General features: G+C 74.6%; 13 protein-coding genes and 1 tRNA gene. 10 read left to right on the top strand and 4 right to left on the bottom strand.

Annotated features, from left to right (window positions below; genetic code table 11):
* Positions 1 to 1,399 (bottom strand): GTP-binding protein (locus DMH08_RS33120; RefSeq protein ID WP_125619963.1); only part of this gene is annotated, 1,399 nt, incomplete at its 3' end.
* Positions 1,400 to 1,671: 272 nt separating this feature from the next.
* Here DMH08_RS33120 and DMH08_RS33115 point away from each other — a divergent pair.
* Together DMH08_RS33115 and DMH08_RS33110 are read left to right on the top strand one after the other, a co-directional pair.
* Complete coding sequence (locus DMH08_RS33115) at positions 1,672 to 3,129, top strand: MFS transporter (protein WP_026406000.1); 1,458 nt, start codon at positions 1,672 to 1,674, stop codon at positions 3,127 to 3,129.
* 117 nt (positions 3,130 to 3,246) lie between these two features.
* On the top strand, positions 3,247 to 5,133 hold the full coding sequence (locus tag DMH08_RS33110; protein ID WP_026406001.1) for a propionyl-CoA synthetase: 1,887 nt from the start codon (positions 3,247 to 3,249) through the stop codon (positions 5,131 to 5,133).
* Positions 5,134 to 5,180: 47 nt separating this feature from the next.
* On the opposite strand, the gene DMH08_RS33105 is transcribed toward DMH08_RS33110, so the two are convergent.
* Genes DMH08_RS33105 through selD form a run of 3 tightly spaced genes read right to left on the bottom strand, consistent with a single transcriptional unit; the run spans position 5,181 to position 7,980 of the window.
* Positions 5,181 to 5,450 carry a hypothetical protein gene (locus DMH08_RS33105; RefSeq protein WP_026406002.1) on the bottom strand — a complete coding sequence of 90 codons (270 nt, stop codon included), beginning with the start codon at positions 5,448 to 5,450 and terminating at the stop codon, positions 5,181 to 5,183.
* Entirely contained in the window at positions 5,447 to 6,940 is a 1,494-nt protein-coding gene (locus tag DMH08_RS33100) for a peptide MFS transporter (RefSeq protein ID WP_125619961.1), read from the bottom strand. Before DMH08_RS33100 ends, DMH08_RS33105 begins: the two co-directional genes overlap by 4 nt.
* A 47-nt stretch (positions 6,941 to 6,987) precedes the next feature.
* Entirely contained in the window at positions 6,988 to 7,980 is a 993-nt protein-coding gene (gene selD, locus DMH08_RS33095; protein WP_233617951.1) for a selenide, water dikinase SelD, read from the bottom strand.
* A gap of 193 nt (positions 7,981 to 8,173) precedes the next feature.
* Between selD and DMH08_RS33090 the strand changes: the two genes are divergently transcribed.
* The 8 genes from DMH08_RS33090 to DMH08_RS33060 form a co-directional block, all read left to right on the top strand.
* Positions 8,174 to 10,018, top strand: coding sequence for an AMP-dependent synthetase/ligase (locus DMH08_RS33090; RefSeq protein ID WP_125619958.1), 1,845 nt, complete (start codon positions 8,174 to 8,176; stop codon positions 10,016 to 10,018).
* 37 nt (positions 10,019 to 10,055) lie between these two features.
* A tRNA-Sec gene (locus DMH08_RS40505) sits at positions 10,056 to 10,149 on the top strand.
* Positions 10,132 to 10,524: a DUF3099 domain-containing protein gene (locus tag DMH08_RS33085; RefSeq protein ID WP_267898591.1), complete on the top strand. Its 393-nt coding sequence runs from the start codon at positions 10,132 to 10,134 to the stop codon at positions 10,522 to 10,524. Before DMH08_RS40505 ends, DMH08_RS33085 begins: the two co-directional genes overlap by 18 nt.
* Positions 10,521 to 11,165 carry a trimeric intracellular cation channel family protein gene (locus tag DMH08_RS33080; RefSeq protein ID WP_125619956.1) on the top strand — a complete coding sequence of 215 codons (645 nt, stop codon included), beginning with the start codon at positions 10,521 to 10,523 and terminating at the stop codon, positions 11,163 to 11,165. Before DMH08_RS33085 ends, DMH08_RS33080 begins: the two co-directional genes overlap by 4 nt.
* Positions 11,166 to 11,221: 56 nt before the next feature.
* Positions 11,222 to 12,034: a formate dehydrogenase accessory sulfurtransferase FdhD gene (fdhD, locus tag DMH08_RS33075; protein WP_125619954.1), complete on the top strand. Its 813-nt coding sequence runs from the start codon at positions 11,222 to 11,224 to the stop codon at positions 12,032 to 12,034.
* A gap of 174 nt (positions 12,035 to 12,208) precedes the next feature.
* On the top strand, positions 12,209 to 13,141 hold the full coding sequence (locus tag DMH08_RS33070; protein ID WP_026406008.1) for a metal-dependent hydrolase: 933 nt from the start codon (positions 12,209 to 12,211) through the stop codon (positions 13,139 to 13,141).
* Positions 13,142 to 13,268: 127 nt separating this feature from the next.
* Positions 13,269 to 14,111, top strand: coding sequence for a M24 family metallopeptidase (locus DMH08_RS33065; protein ID WP_233617950.1), 843 nt, complete (start codon positions 13,269 to 13,271; stop codon positions 14,109 to 14,111).
* Positions 14,112 to 15,482 (top strand): SDR family oxidoreductase (locus DMH08_RS33060; RefSeq protein ID WP_125619952.1); only part of this gene is annotated, 1,371 nt, incomplete at its 3' end.

The following is a 15,482-nucleotide window of genomic DNA, read 5'->3' as shown; positions in this document are numbered from 1 at the left end:
GCTGGAGACCGTCCGCCTCCGGCTCGGGCTGCCCGCCCGCGAGCTGGTCGCCGCCCTCGATGCGCAGCGGCGGGCGGGCGAGGGCGGCGACCAGCTCGCGGGCGGGCAGCCCGAGCCGGAGGCGGACGGTCTCCAGCGGGAGCCCCGGGGCGCCGGGGCGCTCGGCGGCGTGCCGGGCGGTCTCGGCGGCGAGGCGGTCGCGGAGCGTCTCCCAGTGGGCGGGGTCGGCGACCCAGTCGCCGTTCAGGGGCACCGCGTCCGGCGGGACCGCGCAGCCCATCCCGGTGAGCTCGGCGCGGCGCAGGACGCCGTGGCGGCGCAGCACGAGGGCGCCGTCGGGGCGGTCGGGCCAGGACGCCAGCTCGCGGGCGCGGGCGGCGCCGGCGCCGCGCCGCACCAGGGTCGGCGGGCGCACGTCGAGCACGCTGACGCCCGCGATGGCGCGGCGGTCGGGGTCGCGCAGCACGCCGGTGTCGCCGACGTGCAGCGCGAGCCGCGCGTTGAGGGTGAGCCGCGCGGTGTCGGGGCCGAGGGGGCGCAGCCCGACGCGGACGGCCGCGGCGCCGATGTGCAGGGTCATCCGGCGGGCGAGCCGGCCGGACGCCTCGCCGAAGCGGGTGCGCACGTCCACGGAGGTGGTCGGCGACCAGCGGCCGGGCGCGACGAGGGCCATGCCGGGCGCGACGGGGCCCGCGTCGCGGAGGGTGAGGACGACGCGGGACACGCCGCCGACCTCGTCGCGGGGCTCCCCCGCGCAGCCGATCGTCCGGACGCGGACGCGCGTGCCCGCGGGCATGAGGACCAGTTCGTCGTCGACGCGGACGGTCCCGGCGCCGAGGGTGCCGCTGACGACGCTCTGCCGTCCGGCGGTGAACGCGTGGTCGACCCACAGCCGGACGGGCGCGTCCGGGTCGGGGACGGGGAGGCGGCCCGTGAGCCGGTCGAGGGCCGCGGCCAGCTCGGCGGTCCCGGTGCCGGTGACGGTGCTGACCGCGACGGCTTCGGCGGCGGCGAGGGGCGTGCCCGCGAGGCGTTCGCGGGCCTGCCGCAGCGCGATGCCGGGGTCGGCGACGTCCGCCCGGGTGATCGCCAGGACCCCGCTGCGGACGCCGAGGGCGACCGCGGCCTCCAGGTGCTCCCGGGACTGCGGCATCCAGCCCTCGTCGGCGGCGACGGCCAGCAGCACCGCCGGGGCGGGCGCCAGGCCCGCCAGGACGGCCGGGACCGAGCGCGGGTCCCCGGGGACGTCGACGAACGCGACGCGGCGGCCGGACGGCAGCCGCGTCCAGGCGGTGCCGGTCAGCGCCGGGCCGGGCTCCTTCGGCTCCATGCCGGTCAGGGCGCGCACGAGCGAGGACTTGCCGTGCGCGGCGTGGCCGGCGGTGGCGAGGACCTGCATCACTCGGTCCGGCCGGGCGGGAGGGGGTCGTGCAGACGAAGATCCACGGAAGCGGGGTCCACGGAACGCCACCCTAAGGACGTTCGAGCCCGTCGCGAAACCGGAACGCGCGGGCCCGCGGCGTCACGAACATCACCGTCCTGATTTTCCGGATGTGGAAGTCGAAACCGGACGCCGCGCGATCGTCCCGTTCAGGACAGTGCTAATACTTAGTTTGAATAATTACAGTGCCGGGTGCCCGCATCTGCCCGGAGCGTCTGGAGGTCCCCTCGATGACCGGCGCGCCCACCGACGTCCCCAGCAGAGCCGCCGCGGCGGCACGACGGCGGCCCGCCGCCCCCGCGCACACCACGCTGACGCTGGTCGCGCTCGCCGGGGCCGGGATGGTCGTGTCGGTGCAGCAGACCCTGGTGATCCCGCTGCTGCCGCAGCTCATGGGCACCTTCGACGCGTCGGTCACGGCGGTGACGTGGGTGTTCACGGCGTCGCTGCTGGCGGGCGCGGTCGCGACGCCGCTGCTGACGCGGTTCGGCGACATGTACGGCAAGAAGCGGATGATCCTGCTGGCGCTCGTGCTGCTGATCGCCGGATCGGTGCTGTGCGCGGCGTCCGGCTCGCTCGGGACGCTCATCGCGGGACGGTCGCTGCAGGGCGTGTCGTCGGTGATGGTGCCGCTCGCCATCGGGATGATCCGCGACACGTTCCCGCGCGACCGGATCACCACGGCGATCGGGGTCGTCAGCGCGACGATGGGCGTCGGCGGCAGCATCGGCATGATCGTGACCGGGCTGATCGCCGACCGCACCGCCAGCCACCGGCCGGTGTTCTGGATCGCCGCCGCGCTCGGCGCCGTCGCGCTCGTCCTGGTCGCCGCGACCGCCCGGGACGTCGGCGTCCGCGCGGGCGGCCGTCCGGACGTGCCGGGCGCGGTGCTGCTCGCGGGGTGGCTGACGTGCCTGCTGCTCGGTATCAGCCAGGGCAACGCGTGGGGCTGGGCGTCCGGGGGCGTGCTCGGCCTGTTCGGCGCGGCGGCCGTGCTGTGCGCGGCGTGGACGGTCCTGGAGATGCGGGTCCGCGAGCCGCTGGTGCGGCTGTCGCTGCTGGTCGGGGCGCGGTCGCTGTCGGCGAACGTCGCGTCCGCGCTGCTCGGGTTCTCGATGTTCGCCGCGTTCACGCTGATCGCGTCGTTCGTCCAGGCGGACCCGGCGGCGGTCGGGTACGGGCTGGACGGCACGGTGCTGCACGTCGGCCTGTACATGCTGCCGAGCACGGCGACGATGCTGCTGTCGTCCACGCAGTCGGGGCGGATCACGGCGCGGATCGGCCCCGCGTACACGCTCGCGGCGGGCTCGGGGATCGCCGGGCTGAGCTACTTCTGGCTCGCGTTCTCCAACGAGCGCGGCCTCGACATGCTGGTCTTCAGCGCCGTGCAGGGCCTCGGGTTCGGGGTGGCGTACGCGGCGCTGGGGACGCTCGCGGTGCAGCACGTCCCGATGGACCAGAGCGGCATCGCCAGCGGCATCAACTCGCTGGTCCGGGTGGGCGGCGGGAGCATCGCGGGCGCGGTGACCGCCGCGATCCTGGCCGGGATGGTGATCGACGGCACGGACGTCCCGGCGCTGGACGCCTACGAGCTGTCGTTCTGGATCGTCGGGGCGGGCGCGATGCTGGCCGCGGCCGTCGCCCTCGGCAACGCGCTCCGGTATCCGCGGGACGACGCCGGGCTCTGACGGGTCGGCGCGGGGCCTTGACGAACGGCGCCCGATCCATGCCCTATAGGGATGCGGCCCTACCGACGTGCGCCCCGATACGCGGATCGGGGCCGGGGACCCGCACGGGAGGACCACATGGGCGCCTACGCCGCCGCGTACGAACGCAGCATCGCCGATCCGACCCGCTTCTGGGGGCTGGCGGCGCGGGACGTGCGGTGGCTCGTCCCGCCGGACCGGGTGCTGGACGACGGCGCGCCGCCGTTCTACCGGTGGTTCACCGGCGGCGAGCTGAACACGTGCGACAACGCGCTCGACCGGCACGTCGAGGAGGGCCGCGGCGACCAGGCCGCGCTGATCTACGACAGCCCGGTCACCGGGACGGAGCGGACCTACACCTACCGGGAGCTGACCGAGCTGACGGCGCGGTTCGCGGGGGCGCTGCGCGCCCAGGGCGTCGACCGCGGCGACCGGGTGGTCGTGTACATGCCGATGGTGCCCGAGGCCGTGGTCGCGATGCTGGCGTGCGCCCGGCTGGGCGCGGTGCACTCGGTGGTGTTCGGCGGGTTCGCGGCGCGGGAGCTGGCGGTCCGGATCGACGACGCCCGCCCGAAGGCGGTGGTGTCGGCGTCCTGCGGCATCGAGGGCGCCCGGGTCGTGCCGTACAAGCCGCTGCTCGACGAGGCCCTCGACCTCGCCCGCCACAAGGTGGAGCGGTGCGTGATCCTGCAGCGCGAGCAGCTCCACGCCGACCTGCAGCGCCCGCGGGACGTCGCGTGGGACGAGGCGCTCGCGGGCGCGGCGCCCGCCGAGTGCGTCCCCGTCGCCGCCACCGATCCCCTCTACATCCTGTACACGTCGGGCACGACCGGGCGGCCGAAGGGCGTGGTGCGCGACAACGGCGGGCACGCGGTCGCGCTGCGCTGGTCGATGGAGAACGTGTTCGGCGTCGGTCCCGGCGACGTGTTCTGGGCGGCGTCCGACGTCGGCTGGGTCGTCGGCCACTCCTACATCGTGTACGCGCCGCTGCTGACGGGCTGCACGACCGTCCTGTACGAGGGCAAGCCGGTGGGGACGCCGGACGCGGGCGCCTTCTGGCGCGTCGTCGAGCGGCACCGGGTGAAGGTGCTGTTCACCGCGCCCACCGCGATGCGGGCGATCAAGAAGGAGGACCCGGACGGCGCGCTGCTCGCCGGGCGCGACCTGGCGGCGTTCGACGCCCTGTTCCTGGCCGGGGAGCGGCTCGACCCCGACACCTACCACTGGGCGGAGCGGATCCTCGACCGTCCCGTCGTGGACCACTGGTGGCAGACCGAGACCGGGTGGCCGATCGTGGCGAACCTGCGCGGGCTGGAGCCGATGCCGGTGAAGCCGGGGTCGCCGTCGGTGCCGGTGCCCGGCTACGACGTGCGGATCCTCGGGCCGGACGGCGCGCCGCTGCCGCCGGGCGAGGACGGCGACATCGCGCTCCGGCTGCCGCTGCCGCCGGGGACGCTGCCGACGCTGTGGCAGGACGACGAGCGGTTCGTCGAGGCGTACCTGGACAAGCGTCCCGGCTACTACCTGACCGGCGACGGCGGCCGGATCGACGAGGACGGCTACGTGTGGGTGATGGGCCGCACCGACGACGTGATCAACGTCGCGGGGCACCGGCTGTCCACCGGGACGATGGAGGAGGCCATCGCGGCGCACCCGGCGGTCGCGGAGTGCGCGGTCATCGGCGTGCGGGACGACCTCAAGGGGCAGGTCCCGCGGGCGCTGGTGGTGCTGAAGAGCGGCGTCCTGGCCGAGGAGTCGGAGCTGGCGGCCGAGCTGGTGCGGCTGGTGCGCGACCGGGTCGGGCCGGTCGCGGCGCTCAAGGAGGTCACGGTCGTCCCGGCGCTGCCGAAGACCCGCTCGGGGAAGATCCTGCGGGCGGCGATGCGCGGGATCGCCGACGGCCGCGAGGTGGCCGTGCCGTCCACGATCGAGGACCCGGACGTGCTGGACGGCCTGCGCCCCGTGCTGCGCCCGGCGCGCGGCTGACCCGGCGCCCGTCCGATCCGGCGCCCGATTGACCCGGCGCCCGTCCGTCAGCGCCCGTGGCCGGCGGGCCAGCAGGCGGCGACCAGGAGCACGGCGGTGACCGCCGTGCCGACCTGCGCCGCCGCCTGCCGGACGCCCCAGGCCGCGTTCTCGGGGCCGAACAGGCCGAACAGTCCGGTGCCGGCGAAGGCGGCGACGACGCCGACCCCGATCGTCGCCCAGGCCGGCATGGTCGGCCGGCCGGGCGTGACGAGGCGGCCGAGGGCGCCGACGGCGGCGCCCAGCACGATGGCGGCGATGCTCCCGGCGAGGGTCATGCGGCCCCCGTCGTCGGCGGGGCGTGCTCCTCGCCCATCAGGCGGCGCAGGGACCGGACGAACGCGAACATCGCCGCCCCCGCGACGATCGTGAACGCGCCGAGCGTGAGGAAGTACCGCACGTCCCCCCAGGCGTCCTCCAGGCGGGCGACCTGCCCGCCGACCGCGTCGCCCGCGGCGGTGGCCAGGAACCACACGCCCATCATCTGGCCGGCGAAGGCGTGCGGCGCCAGCCGGGTGGTGACCGACAGGCCGACCGGCGACAGCGACAGCTCCCCGAACACCTGGAGCAGGTAGACGGCGACGAGCCACGCGATGCTCACCCGCCCGCCGTCGGCGGCGGCCGCCGCCATCGACATCACGACGAACGACAGCCCCACCATGACCAGCGCGAACGCGAACTTCTGCGGGGTGCTGACGCGGCGCCCGAACCGCGTCGTCCACAGCCACGCGAACACGGCGGCGAAGCAGATGATGAGGATGGGGTTGATGTTCTGCGTCCAGCTCGTCGGCATCCGCCAGCCGAAGAAGTTCAGGTCGACGTGCTCGTCGGCGAAGACGTTGAGCGGGCCGGGCGCCTGGTCGTAGATCATCCAGAAGACGGCGGCGCCGAGGAACAGCCACACGTAGGCGCGCAGCCGCACCCGCTCGTCCTCGGTGACCTCGTGGCTGTGCAGCAGGTAGCCGAGGTAGACGGCGGGGACGACGAGCGCCAGCACGGTCAGCGCGACGGTGACGGCGTCGACGGTGAGCTCGCCGATCCCCGCGAGGACCGCCGCGACGACGGCCGTGAGGGCGAGGCCGCCGGCGACGTACCGGACGAGCGTGCGGCGCTCGTCCGGGGTGAGCCGGTGGCCCGGTACGTCCCCGACCCCGCGCAGGTGCCGCGAGCCGAGCACGTACTGCAGGAGCCCGATCGCCATGCCGACGGCCGCGGCGCCGAACCCGGCGTGCCAGTTCACCTTCTCGCCGAGCCAGCCGACGAGGAACGGGGCGAGCGAGCCGATGTTGATGCCCATGTAGAAGATGGAGAACCCGGCGTCGCGGCGCGCGTCCGTCTGCCCCTCGTAGAGCTTGCCGACCATGCTGGAGATGTTGGGCTTGAGCAGCCCGGTGCCCAGGATGATCAGCAGGAGGCCGAGGTAGACGAACCCGGCGCCGCCCGGGACCGCCATCGAGACGTGCCCGAGCATGATGACGACGCAGCCCCACAGGACGGCGCGGCGGGCGCCCAGGATGCGGTCGGCGATCCAGCCGCCCGGCAGGGCGACGAAGTACACCATCGACATGTAGACGCCGAGGAGCGCCTTCGCCGTGCCCTCCGCCATGTCGAGTCCGGACTCGGCGGGCGGCGCGATGAGGAACAGGACGAGGATCCCCCGGAGCCCGTAGAAGCTGAACCGTTCCCACATCTCGGTGAAGAACAGTGTGGCCAGTCCCCACGGATGGCCGAAGAACGTGCGTTCTCCCCGAACCGGCGCACCCGCCATGCGACCTCCCCCCGATCATCGCGACGGGGGTCCTACCCAAAGATCGGCTAGCGCACCACGAGCGCCCGGCGGCCGCGCGGCACCAGTTCGCCGATCACCGGCGCGCCGGGGACCTCGCCCGCCACCAGCAGGCCGCCGGACGTCTGCGCGTCGGCCAGCAGCAGCCGCTCCTCCTCGCCGATCCGGCGGAAGTCGGTGTGCGGCGACACCCACGACAGGTTCCGGCGGGTGCCGCCGGGGACGAACCCGTCGCGGACGGCGGCGCGGGCGCCGTCCAGGTACGGGACGGCGGCGGCGTCGACGACGGCGGTGACGCCGCTCGCCCGCGCCAGCTTGAACAGGTGGCCGAGCAGCCCGAACCCGGTGACGTCGGTGGCGCAGCGGGCGCCGCCGTCCAGGGCGGCCCGCGCGGCGTCGTCGTTGAGCGCGGTCATCGTCTCGACGGCCTGCGGGAACGCCTCGCCGGTCGCCTTGTGCCGGGCGTTGAGGACGCCGAGGCCGAGCGGCTTCGTCAGCGTCAGCGGGACCCCGGCGCGGCCGCCGTCCAGGCGCAGCAGCCGGTCCGGGTCGGCGAGGCCGGTGACGGCGAGGCCGTACTTGGGTTCGGGGTCGTCCATGCTGTGGCCGCCGGCGATGGCGCAGCCCGCGGCGGCGGCGGCGTCCCGGCCGCCGCGCAGGACCTCGCGGGCGAGGTCGCGGGGCAGCAGGTCGCCCGGCCAGGCCAGCAGGTTCAGCGCCATCAGCGGCTCGCCGCCCATCGCGTAGACGTCGGACAGCGCGTTGGCGGCGGCGATCCGGCCCCAGTCGTAGGGGTCGTCGACGACCGGGGGCAGGAAGTCGGCGGTGGACAGCACGGCGCGCCCGTCCCCGACCCGCGCCGCCGCGGCGTCGTCGCCGTCCTCGCCGCCGGCCAGCAGCGGGGCGCCCCCGCCGGTGAGCCCGGCCACGACGCGTTCCAGCTCGCCCGGGGGGATCTTGCAGGTACAGCCGGCGCCGTGGGCGTACTGGGTGAGGCGTGCGGTGCGGGCCAGGGGGGTCACCGGGAAATTTAATGCACAACTACCGCAAATGATCAACAACCGGACGGTACGGGATCGATCACCCAGCGACCACGTACGGCCGCCACCTGCGAAAGGAGTCCCGAACCCCTTGCCCGAACAGTGTTCGGCATGGTGCGATTCGAGTCTGCAAGTCATCACTTACTTCGGCATCGACACCGACACGAGGGGCGACATGGGCATCCAGGAGCAGCGCGCGGAACTCGACCGCGCCCTCAAGGGCCGGACCGTCTGCGGCGAACTCGCCGAGACCGCGGACCGGCACGGCGACCGGCCCGCCTACTCCGACCCGGACGGGGCGGGCTGGCGCACTCTCACCTGGGCGGACACCCGCGCCCGGGCGCTGGAGACGGCGGCCGGGTTCGCCGCGCTCGGGCTCCGGCCGGGCGAGGTCGTCGCGCTGATGATGCCGAACCGGTCCGAGCACGTGCTCGCCGACCTCGGCGCCGTCCACGCCGGCGGCGTCCCCACCACGGTGTACGCGACACTCGCCCCCGAGCAGATCGCGTTCGTGGCCGGGGACTGCGCCGCGAAGTACGCCGTCCTGGACGGCCGCGACCAGCTCGACCGCTGGCTGCCCGCGCTCGACCGGCTGCCCGACCTCCGCAAGATCATCGTGGTGGACGCCGGCGCCTGCCCGGACGGCGACGACCGCTTCCTGACCTGGGACGCCTTCACCGAGCTCGGGCGCTCGTCGCTCGCCGCCAACCCGGCGGAGATCGACCGGCGCTGGCGGGCGGTCAAGCCCGAGGACACCGTCACCCTGCTCTACACCTCGGGCACCACCGGCAACCCCAAGGGGGTGCTGATCACCCACTCGATGGTGCTGCACGAGGCCGCGATGGTCCGGGGAAGCTCGGTGCTGCCCGAGCACCCCGCGGGCGTGTCCTACCTGCCGTTCGCGCACATCGCCGACCGGGTGCTCAGCTACTACCTGCCGATCCGGCTGGGCTCGCACGTCCACTTCTGCCCGGACCCGATGAAGCTCACGTCCGTCCTCCCGCAGGTCCGGCCGCACTCGTTCTTCGGCGTCCCGCGGATCTGGGAGAAGATCATGGCGGGGATCCAGGCGGTGCTGGCCGCCGAGCAGGACGAGGCCAAGAAGGCCGCCGTCGCCGCCGCCCTCGACGCCGGGCGCGCCTACGTCACCGCCCAGGAGTTCGGCAACACCCTGACCCCGGAGATCACCGCCGCCTACGAGCGGGCCGACCAGGCCGTCCTCACCCCGATGAAGGCGATGCTCGGCCTCGACCGGGTCGGCCAGGCGTCCAGCGCCGCCGCGCCCCTGCCGGAGGAGGTCGCCCGCTTCTTCGCCGGCCTCGGCCTGAAGATCTTCGACGCGTACGGGATGACCGAGACGACCGGCGCGATCACCGCCAACCTCGCCGACTCCTTCAAGCTCGGCACGGTCGGCCGCGCGTTCGGCGGCGTCGAGCTGAAGCTCGCCGACGACGGCGAGATCCTCGTGCGCGGCGCGACCTGCACCCCCGGCTACCTCAACCGGCCGGAGGCCACCGCCGACCTCATCGACGGGGACGGCTGGGTGCACACCGGCGACATCGGGCGCCTCGACGAGGACGGCTTCCTCCGCGTCGTCGACCGGAAGAAGGAACTGATCATCACCGCGGGCGGCGAGAACATCGCCCCCTCGATGATCGAGAACCTGCTCAAGGAGCACCCGCTCGTCGGGCAGGCCCTCGCCTACGGCGACCGCCGCCCCTACGTCGTCGCCCTCGTCACCCTGGACGGCGAGGTCGCCCCCGTCTGGGCCGCCGCGCACGGCATCGAGCGGACCGACCTCGCCTCGCTCGCCGAGCACCCGGTCGTGCTGGAGGAGATCGGCCGCGCCGTCGCCGACGCCAACGAGCGGCTCGCCCGCGTGCAGCAGGTGAAGAAGTGGCGGCTGCTGCCCGCCGAGTGGACCGCCGAGAGCGAGGAGCTCACCCCGACCCTGAAGCTGAAGCGCCGCGTCGTCCACGGCAAGTACGGGTCGGCCATCGACGAGCTGTACGCGTCCTGACCGGCGCCCGCCGCGGCGGGCCCCTATGATCGGTGGCGGAGGCGTGTGAGCGCCTGGTGGCCTCCCCGACCTTCAAAGTCGACGGTCCCGAGGATCTCGGGACGGCGGGTTCGATTCCCGTACGCCTCCGCTTCCGCACCCCGCGCCGCGCCGCGGCCTCCGCACCGCGCGCCGGCCCCCGCCCCGCGCGGGACCGGCGCCCGCCCCGGCCGTACCGTGAAGGCATGAGAGGGCGCCGGATCGCGTACGCGGCCATGATGGGGACGTGCCTCACGCTGTTCGTCCTGGCGTGGGCCGTCGTCCGGCACTTCTCCGTCCCCGCCGCGATCGGGATGGCGGTCACCGCGATGATCATTCCGCCGTTCGCCGCGGTCGTCGCGAACTGGAACGTCGACCGCGAGGACGACGTCCACGGCCGGCCCGACCGGCGCGACGACGCACACGGCGACGCACATGGCGATCCGCGCGACGGCGGGCACGGCGACCGGCGCGGCGGGGCGGCGTGACCGAGCGGCTCACCGACGTCGCCTGGCTGCTGGACCTGGCCGGCGTGTTCGTCTTCGCGGTGTCGGGCGCCCTCACGGCCGTCCGGCAGAAGCTCGACGTCGTCGGCCTGGTGGTGCTCGCCGAGATCACCGGGCTCGGCGGCGGGATCGTCCGCGACCTGATGATCGGCGCGGTGCCGCCCGCCGCGTTCACCAGCCTCGGCTACGTGCTGGTGCCGCTGGCCGCGGCCGCGCTGGTGTTCTTCTGGCATCCGCAGGTGCGGCGGCTCATGCCCGGCATCATGCTGTTCGACGCCGCCGGCCTCGGGCTGTTCTGCACCACCGGCACCGTCAAGGCCCTCGCCTTCGGGCTCTCGCCGCTGCACGCCGTGCTGCTCGGGACGATCACGGCCGTCGGCGGCGGCGCCCTGCGCGACCTGCTGAGCGGGCAGATCCCCGCCGTGCTGTACGACCGGCAGCTGTACGCGCTGCCCGCCATGCTCGGCGCGGCGGCGGTGGCCGCGACGGACGCGGCGGGCCTGCACGGCGACGGCGTCACCGCGGGCGCCGCCGTCCTCGCGTTCGGGCTGCGGGTGCTGGCGATGCGCCACGGCTGGCGGGCGCCGCGGCCCCGCGGCGTCTCCGACTCCGACTCCGACTGACCGTCGCCGAGCCGCTCCCCCGCCACGGAACCGCCGATCCGGGGTACCGTCGGGTCATGGGGCGGATCACCGTGCGCAGGCCGGTACTGAGGCTGAGCACCGGCGGGACGCGCGGCCGCAGGCCCGACACGCTCGCCGTGGAGGAGCCGCTGGAGATCCGCGTCGCGGGCCGGCCGCTCACCGTCACCATGCGCACCCCCGGGCACGACTTCGACCTGGTCGCCGGGTTCCTCGCGGCCGAGGGGATCATCTCCGGCGCGGCCGACCTGGCGACCATGCGGTACTGCGCCGACACCGAGGAGCAGAACGTCCTGGACGTGGCGCTGGCGCCGGGCGTCCCCGAGCCGGACGCGTCGATGACGCGGGCGTTCACCACCACCAGCGCGTGCGGGGTCTGCGGGAAGGCGAGCATCGAGGCGCTGCGCGCCGACCGGCCGCACGACGTCGCCGCGGACCCGGTGCGGCTCACCGCCGCGACGCTCGCCGCCCTGCCGGAACGGCTGCGCGCGGCGCAGCGGGTGTTCGACCGGACGGGCGGGCTGCACGCCGCCGGGCTGTTCGACGCCGAGGGCGGGCTGCTGGCCGTCCGGGAGGACGTCGGGCGGCACAACGCCGTCGACAAGGTGATCGGCTGGGCGCTGCGGCGCAAGGAGCTGCCGCTCGCCGGGCGGGTGCTGATGGTCAGCGGGCGCGCGTCGTTCGAGCTGACGCAGAAGGCGATGACCGCCGGGATCCCGGTGCTGGCCGCGGTGTCGGCGCCGTCCTCGCTCGCGGCCGACCTCGCCGAGGACGCCGGGATGACGCTCGTCGGGTTCCTGCGGGGCGAGACGATGAACGTCTACACCGGCGCCGAACGCGTCACCGTCTGACCACGCGCCGGAACGGTCGTCCGTAACGGGCCCCGGCCACCTGGCCGGTTGTCACCCGCCGCGCAAAACCCAGGGGTAACTTGTTGGCCCGCCCCCAAGAAAGCTCGCGCGGATCCGAGTTGACTCGACGTCTCGCGCCGCGACGCGCGCGCCCCGCGACGAAGAGGAGAGGGAATGACGAGGCCCCTGACGGACGGAGCGGCGTCCGGGATCGACGAGCGCCATCCTCCGATCAAGCCTCGGCGCGTCACGTTCGACTGGTCGGAGACCCCGCTGCACTGGGTGCCGGACGATCCCGTCGCCACCCACATCATCAACTCCTTCCACATCGTCCTGCCGGAAGGCGAGAAGTGGTTCATCCAGTGCGTCAAGGACGCGCGGCCGTACATCAAGGATGAGCGGCTGCTCGAGGAGATCAAGGGGTTCATCGGGCAGGAGATGGTGCACGCCCGCTCCCACCAGGGCGTCCTCGACCAGATCCTGGAGCGGAACGGCATCGACGTCTCCAAGATCACCGACGCGGCGGCGAAGGGGAACGCCGAGCGGCCGGCGCAGATGGCGGCGCTGAAGGAGAAGAACCCGCGGGCGTGGCGCCGGCGGCTGCGGTTCGAACTCGCCGCGGTCGCGGCGATCGAGCACTACACCGCCGTGCTCGGCCAGTGGATCATGGACAACGAGCGGTTCGAGAAGTCCGGCGTCGATCCGACGATGCTGGACCTGCTGCGCTGGCACGGTGCCGAGGAGGTCGAGCACCGGTCGGTGGTGTTCGACGTCTACCGGGCCGTGGGCGGCCGGTACCCGATGCGGGTCGCGGCCTGGGTGGTGTCGCTGTTCTTCCTGTACTGGGCGCTGATCGGCGGCTCGCTGTACCTGCTCAAGCAGGACCCGACGATCACGCGGAGGACCACGCCGCTGCGCGTGTACCGGGCCTACCGGCGCTCGGTGCGGCGCGGGCACGTCCCGGGGATCTTCCGGCTGCTGCTCGGCGAGGCCCCCGTCTACCTGCGGCCGGGCCACCACCCGTCCAAGGTCTGCTCCACGCCGCAGGCGCTGGAGTACCTGATGCACTCCCCCGCCGCCCGAGCCGCCGGCTACGACCCCTACTGACGGTCCCCTCCCGGCGAACCCCTCCCGGCGAACCCCTGCTGGCGGACGCGTACCGGCGGGCGCGCGTGGCGAGCGTCACGCGCGCCCCTCTTGACCGGGGGTCCGCCGCGGGCGCTTAATTAACATCGTGTCCAATAATGTGGCGCTCGCCCGCATCGACGACCCCGCGGAACTCGAGCGGTTCCGTGCCGTCCAGCGGCTCTCCTACGCCTGCGCCGAGGCGGTGGCCGGCACCCTCGAACCCGGGACGACCGAGCGCGAGGCGTGCCGCCGCATGCGCCGGTGGCTCCGCGAGCGCGGCGTGGACGACTGGCTGCACACGCCGTTCGCCTGGTTCGGCGACCGGTCCGCCTTCACCGGGTTCCGCGTCCCCACGCAGTTCCTGCCGAGCGGCGCCCGGCTCGAGGAGGGCATGCCGTACGTTCTCGACATGGCCCCGGTCAAGGACGGCTACTGCGCCGACATCGGGTACGGCGGGGTCCTCGGGGAGAACCGCGTCTGGGAGCGGGTCGACGCCGACCTCGCCGAGTACCGGACGCTGATCCTGCGGCTCGTCCGCGAGCGGCGGACGTTCGCCGACGTCTACGCCGAGGTCGACGCGCTCATCGAGCGGCAGGGCCACCGCAACCGGCACCGCGCGTACCCCGGCCGGGTCATCGGCCACCAGGTCGGCGTGATCGGCGGCTTTCTGCCCAAGCGCGTCGGGTTCCCGTTCGGCGTCCGCTTCCTGCAGACGATGGGCCGCGAGCTCGTCACCGAGCGGGTCCGCGGCCGGTCGCCGCTCTGGAACGGGGGCGCGGCGTCCCGGCACGCCCCGACGCCGGGCCTGTGGGCCGTCGAACCGCACATCGCGTTCCGCGGCGTCGGCGTGAAGTTCGAGGAGATCCTCGTCGTCACCGGGGACGACGCCTACTGGCTCGACGACGATCTCCCCCATGTGCGCCGGTGGGCGCGACGAGAGGCGGCATAGATGGAGGCTGTGAAGCGGCGGCGGGTGCGCGGGGACGGGGTCGACCTCGCCGTCCACGAGCAGGGCGACCGGGCGAACCCGACGGTGCTGCTCGTGCACGGCTACCCCGACACGCACGCCGTGTGGGACGAGGTGGCCGAGCGGCTCGCCGCGCGGTTCCACGTCGTCCGGTACGACGTGCGCGGCGCGGGCGCGTCGTCCCGGCCGTTCGGCGCGAAGCACTACGCCTTCGAGCACCTGATGGCCGACATGCGGGCGGTGCTGGACGCCGCCGCGCCCGGCCGGGCCGTCCACCTCGTCGGGCACGACTGGGGGTCGATCCAGGGCTGGGAGGCGGTCTGCACGATGCCGGACCGCTTCGCGTCCTTCACCTCGATCTCCGGGCCCTGCCTGGACCACGTCGCCCACTGGACGCGCCGGTCGCTCGGCCGCCCGACGCCGCGCGGGCTGCGGCGCGCGGCGGCGCAGGGCGTGCGGTCCTGGTACATCTACTTCTTCCAGACCCCGCTGCTTCCCGAGGCGCTGTGGCGGGCCGGATTCTCCCGGGCGTTCACCCGCGCGCTGGAGGCCGGCGAGGGGGTTCCCGCCCGCGCCGGGCACCCGGCCCGGACGCTGCCGCGCGACGGCGCCGCCGGGGTCGGGCTGTACCGGGCGAACATGGCGGCGCGGCTGCGCCGGCCGCTGGACCGCCGCACCGGCGTGCCGACCCAGGTGATCGTCCCGACCCGCGACCTGTTCGTGTCGCCGCACCTGGTGGGCGGGCTGGCCGAGCGGGTCCCGAACCTGTCGCTGCGGACCGTCCGGGCCGGGCACTGGGTGCCGCGCAGCCACCCGGACGCGGTCGCCCGCTGGATCGCCGAGCACGCCGCGGGCACGACGGGCGGGCCGCTGACCGCCGCCGGGTCGCGGTCGCTGCGGCGGGCCCGGGTCGCCCGGGACCGCCGCCCCTTCGAGGGCTCGCTGGTCGTCGTGACGGGGGCGGGCGGCGGGATCGGGCGCGCCACCGCGCTGGCGTTCGCCGGGCGCGGCGCGGAGATCGTCGCCGCCGACCTGGACCTCGCGGCGGCGCGGCGCACCGCCGAGCTGGCCGGACGGGCCGGTCCGGCGGGGCACGCGGTGCGGGTGGACGTGGGCGACGCGCAGGCGATGGAGGACTTCGCGAAGGCCGTCCTGCACGACCACGGCGTCCCCGACGTCGTGGTCAACAACGCCGGGATCGGGATGGCCGGGGCGTTCCTCGACCACACCGCCGACGACTGGCGGCGGATCCTGGACGTGAACCTGTGGGGCGTCCTCCACGGGTCCCGGCTGTTCGCCGCGCAGATGATCGAGCGGGGGCAGGGCGGCCACCTGGTCAACGTCGCGTCGGCC

The sequence above is a fragment of the Actinomadura sp. WAC 06369 genome, from assembly GCF_003947565.1.
Classification (GTDB): domain Bacteria; phylum Actinomycetota; class Actinomycetes; order Streptosporangiales; family Streptosporangiaceae; genus Spirillospora; species Spirillospora rifamycini.
Note: the sequence above shows the minus strand (reverse complement) of the source record. Positions and strands in the feature narration are given on the sequence as shown.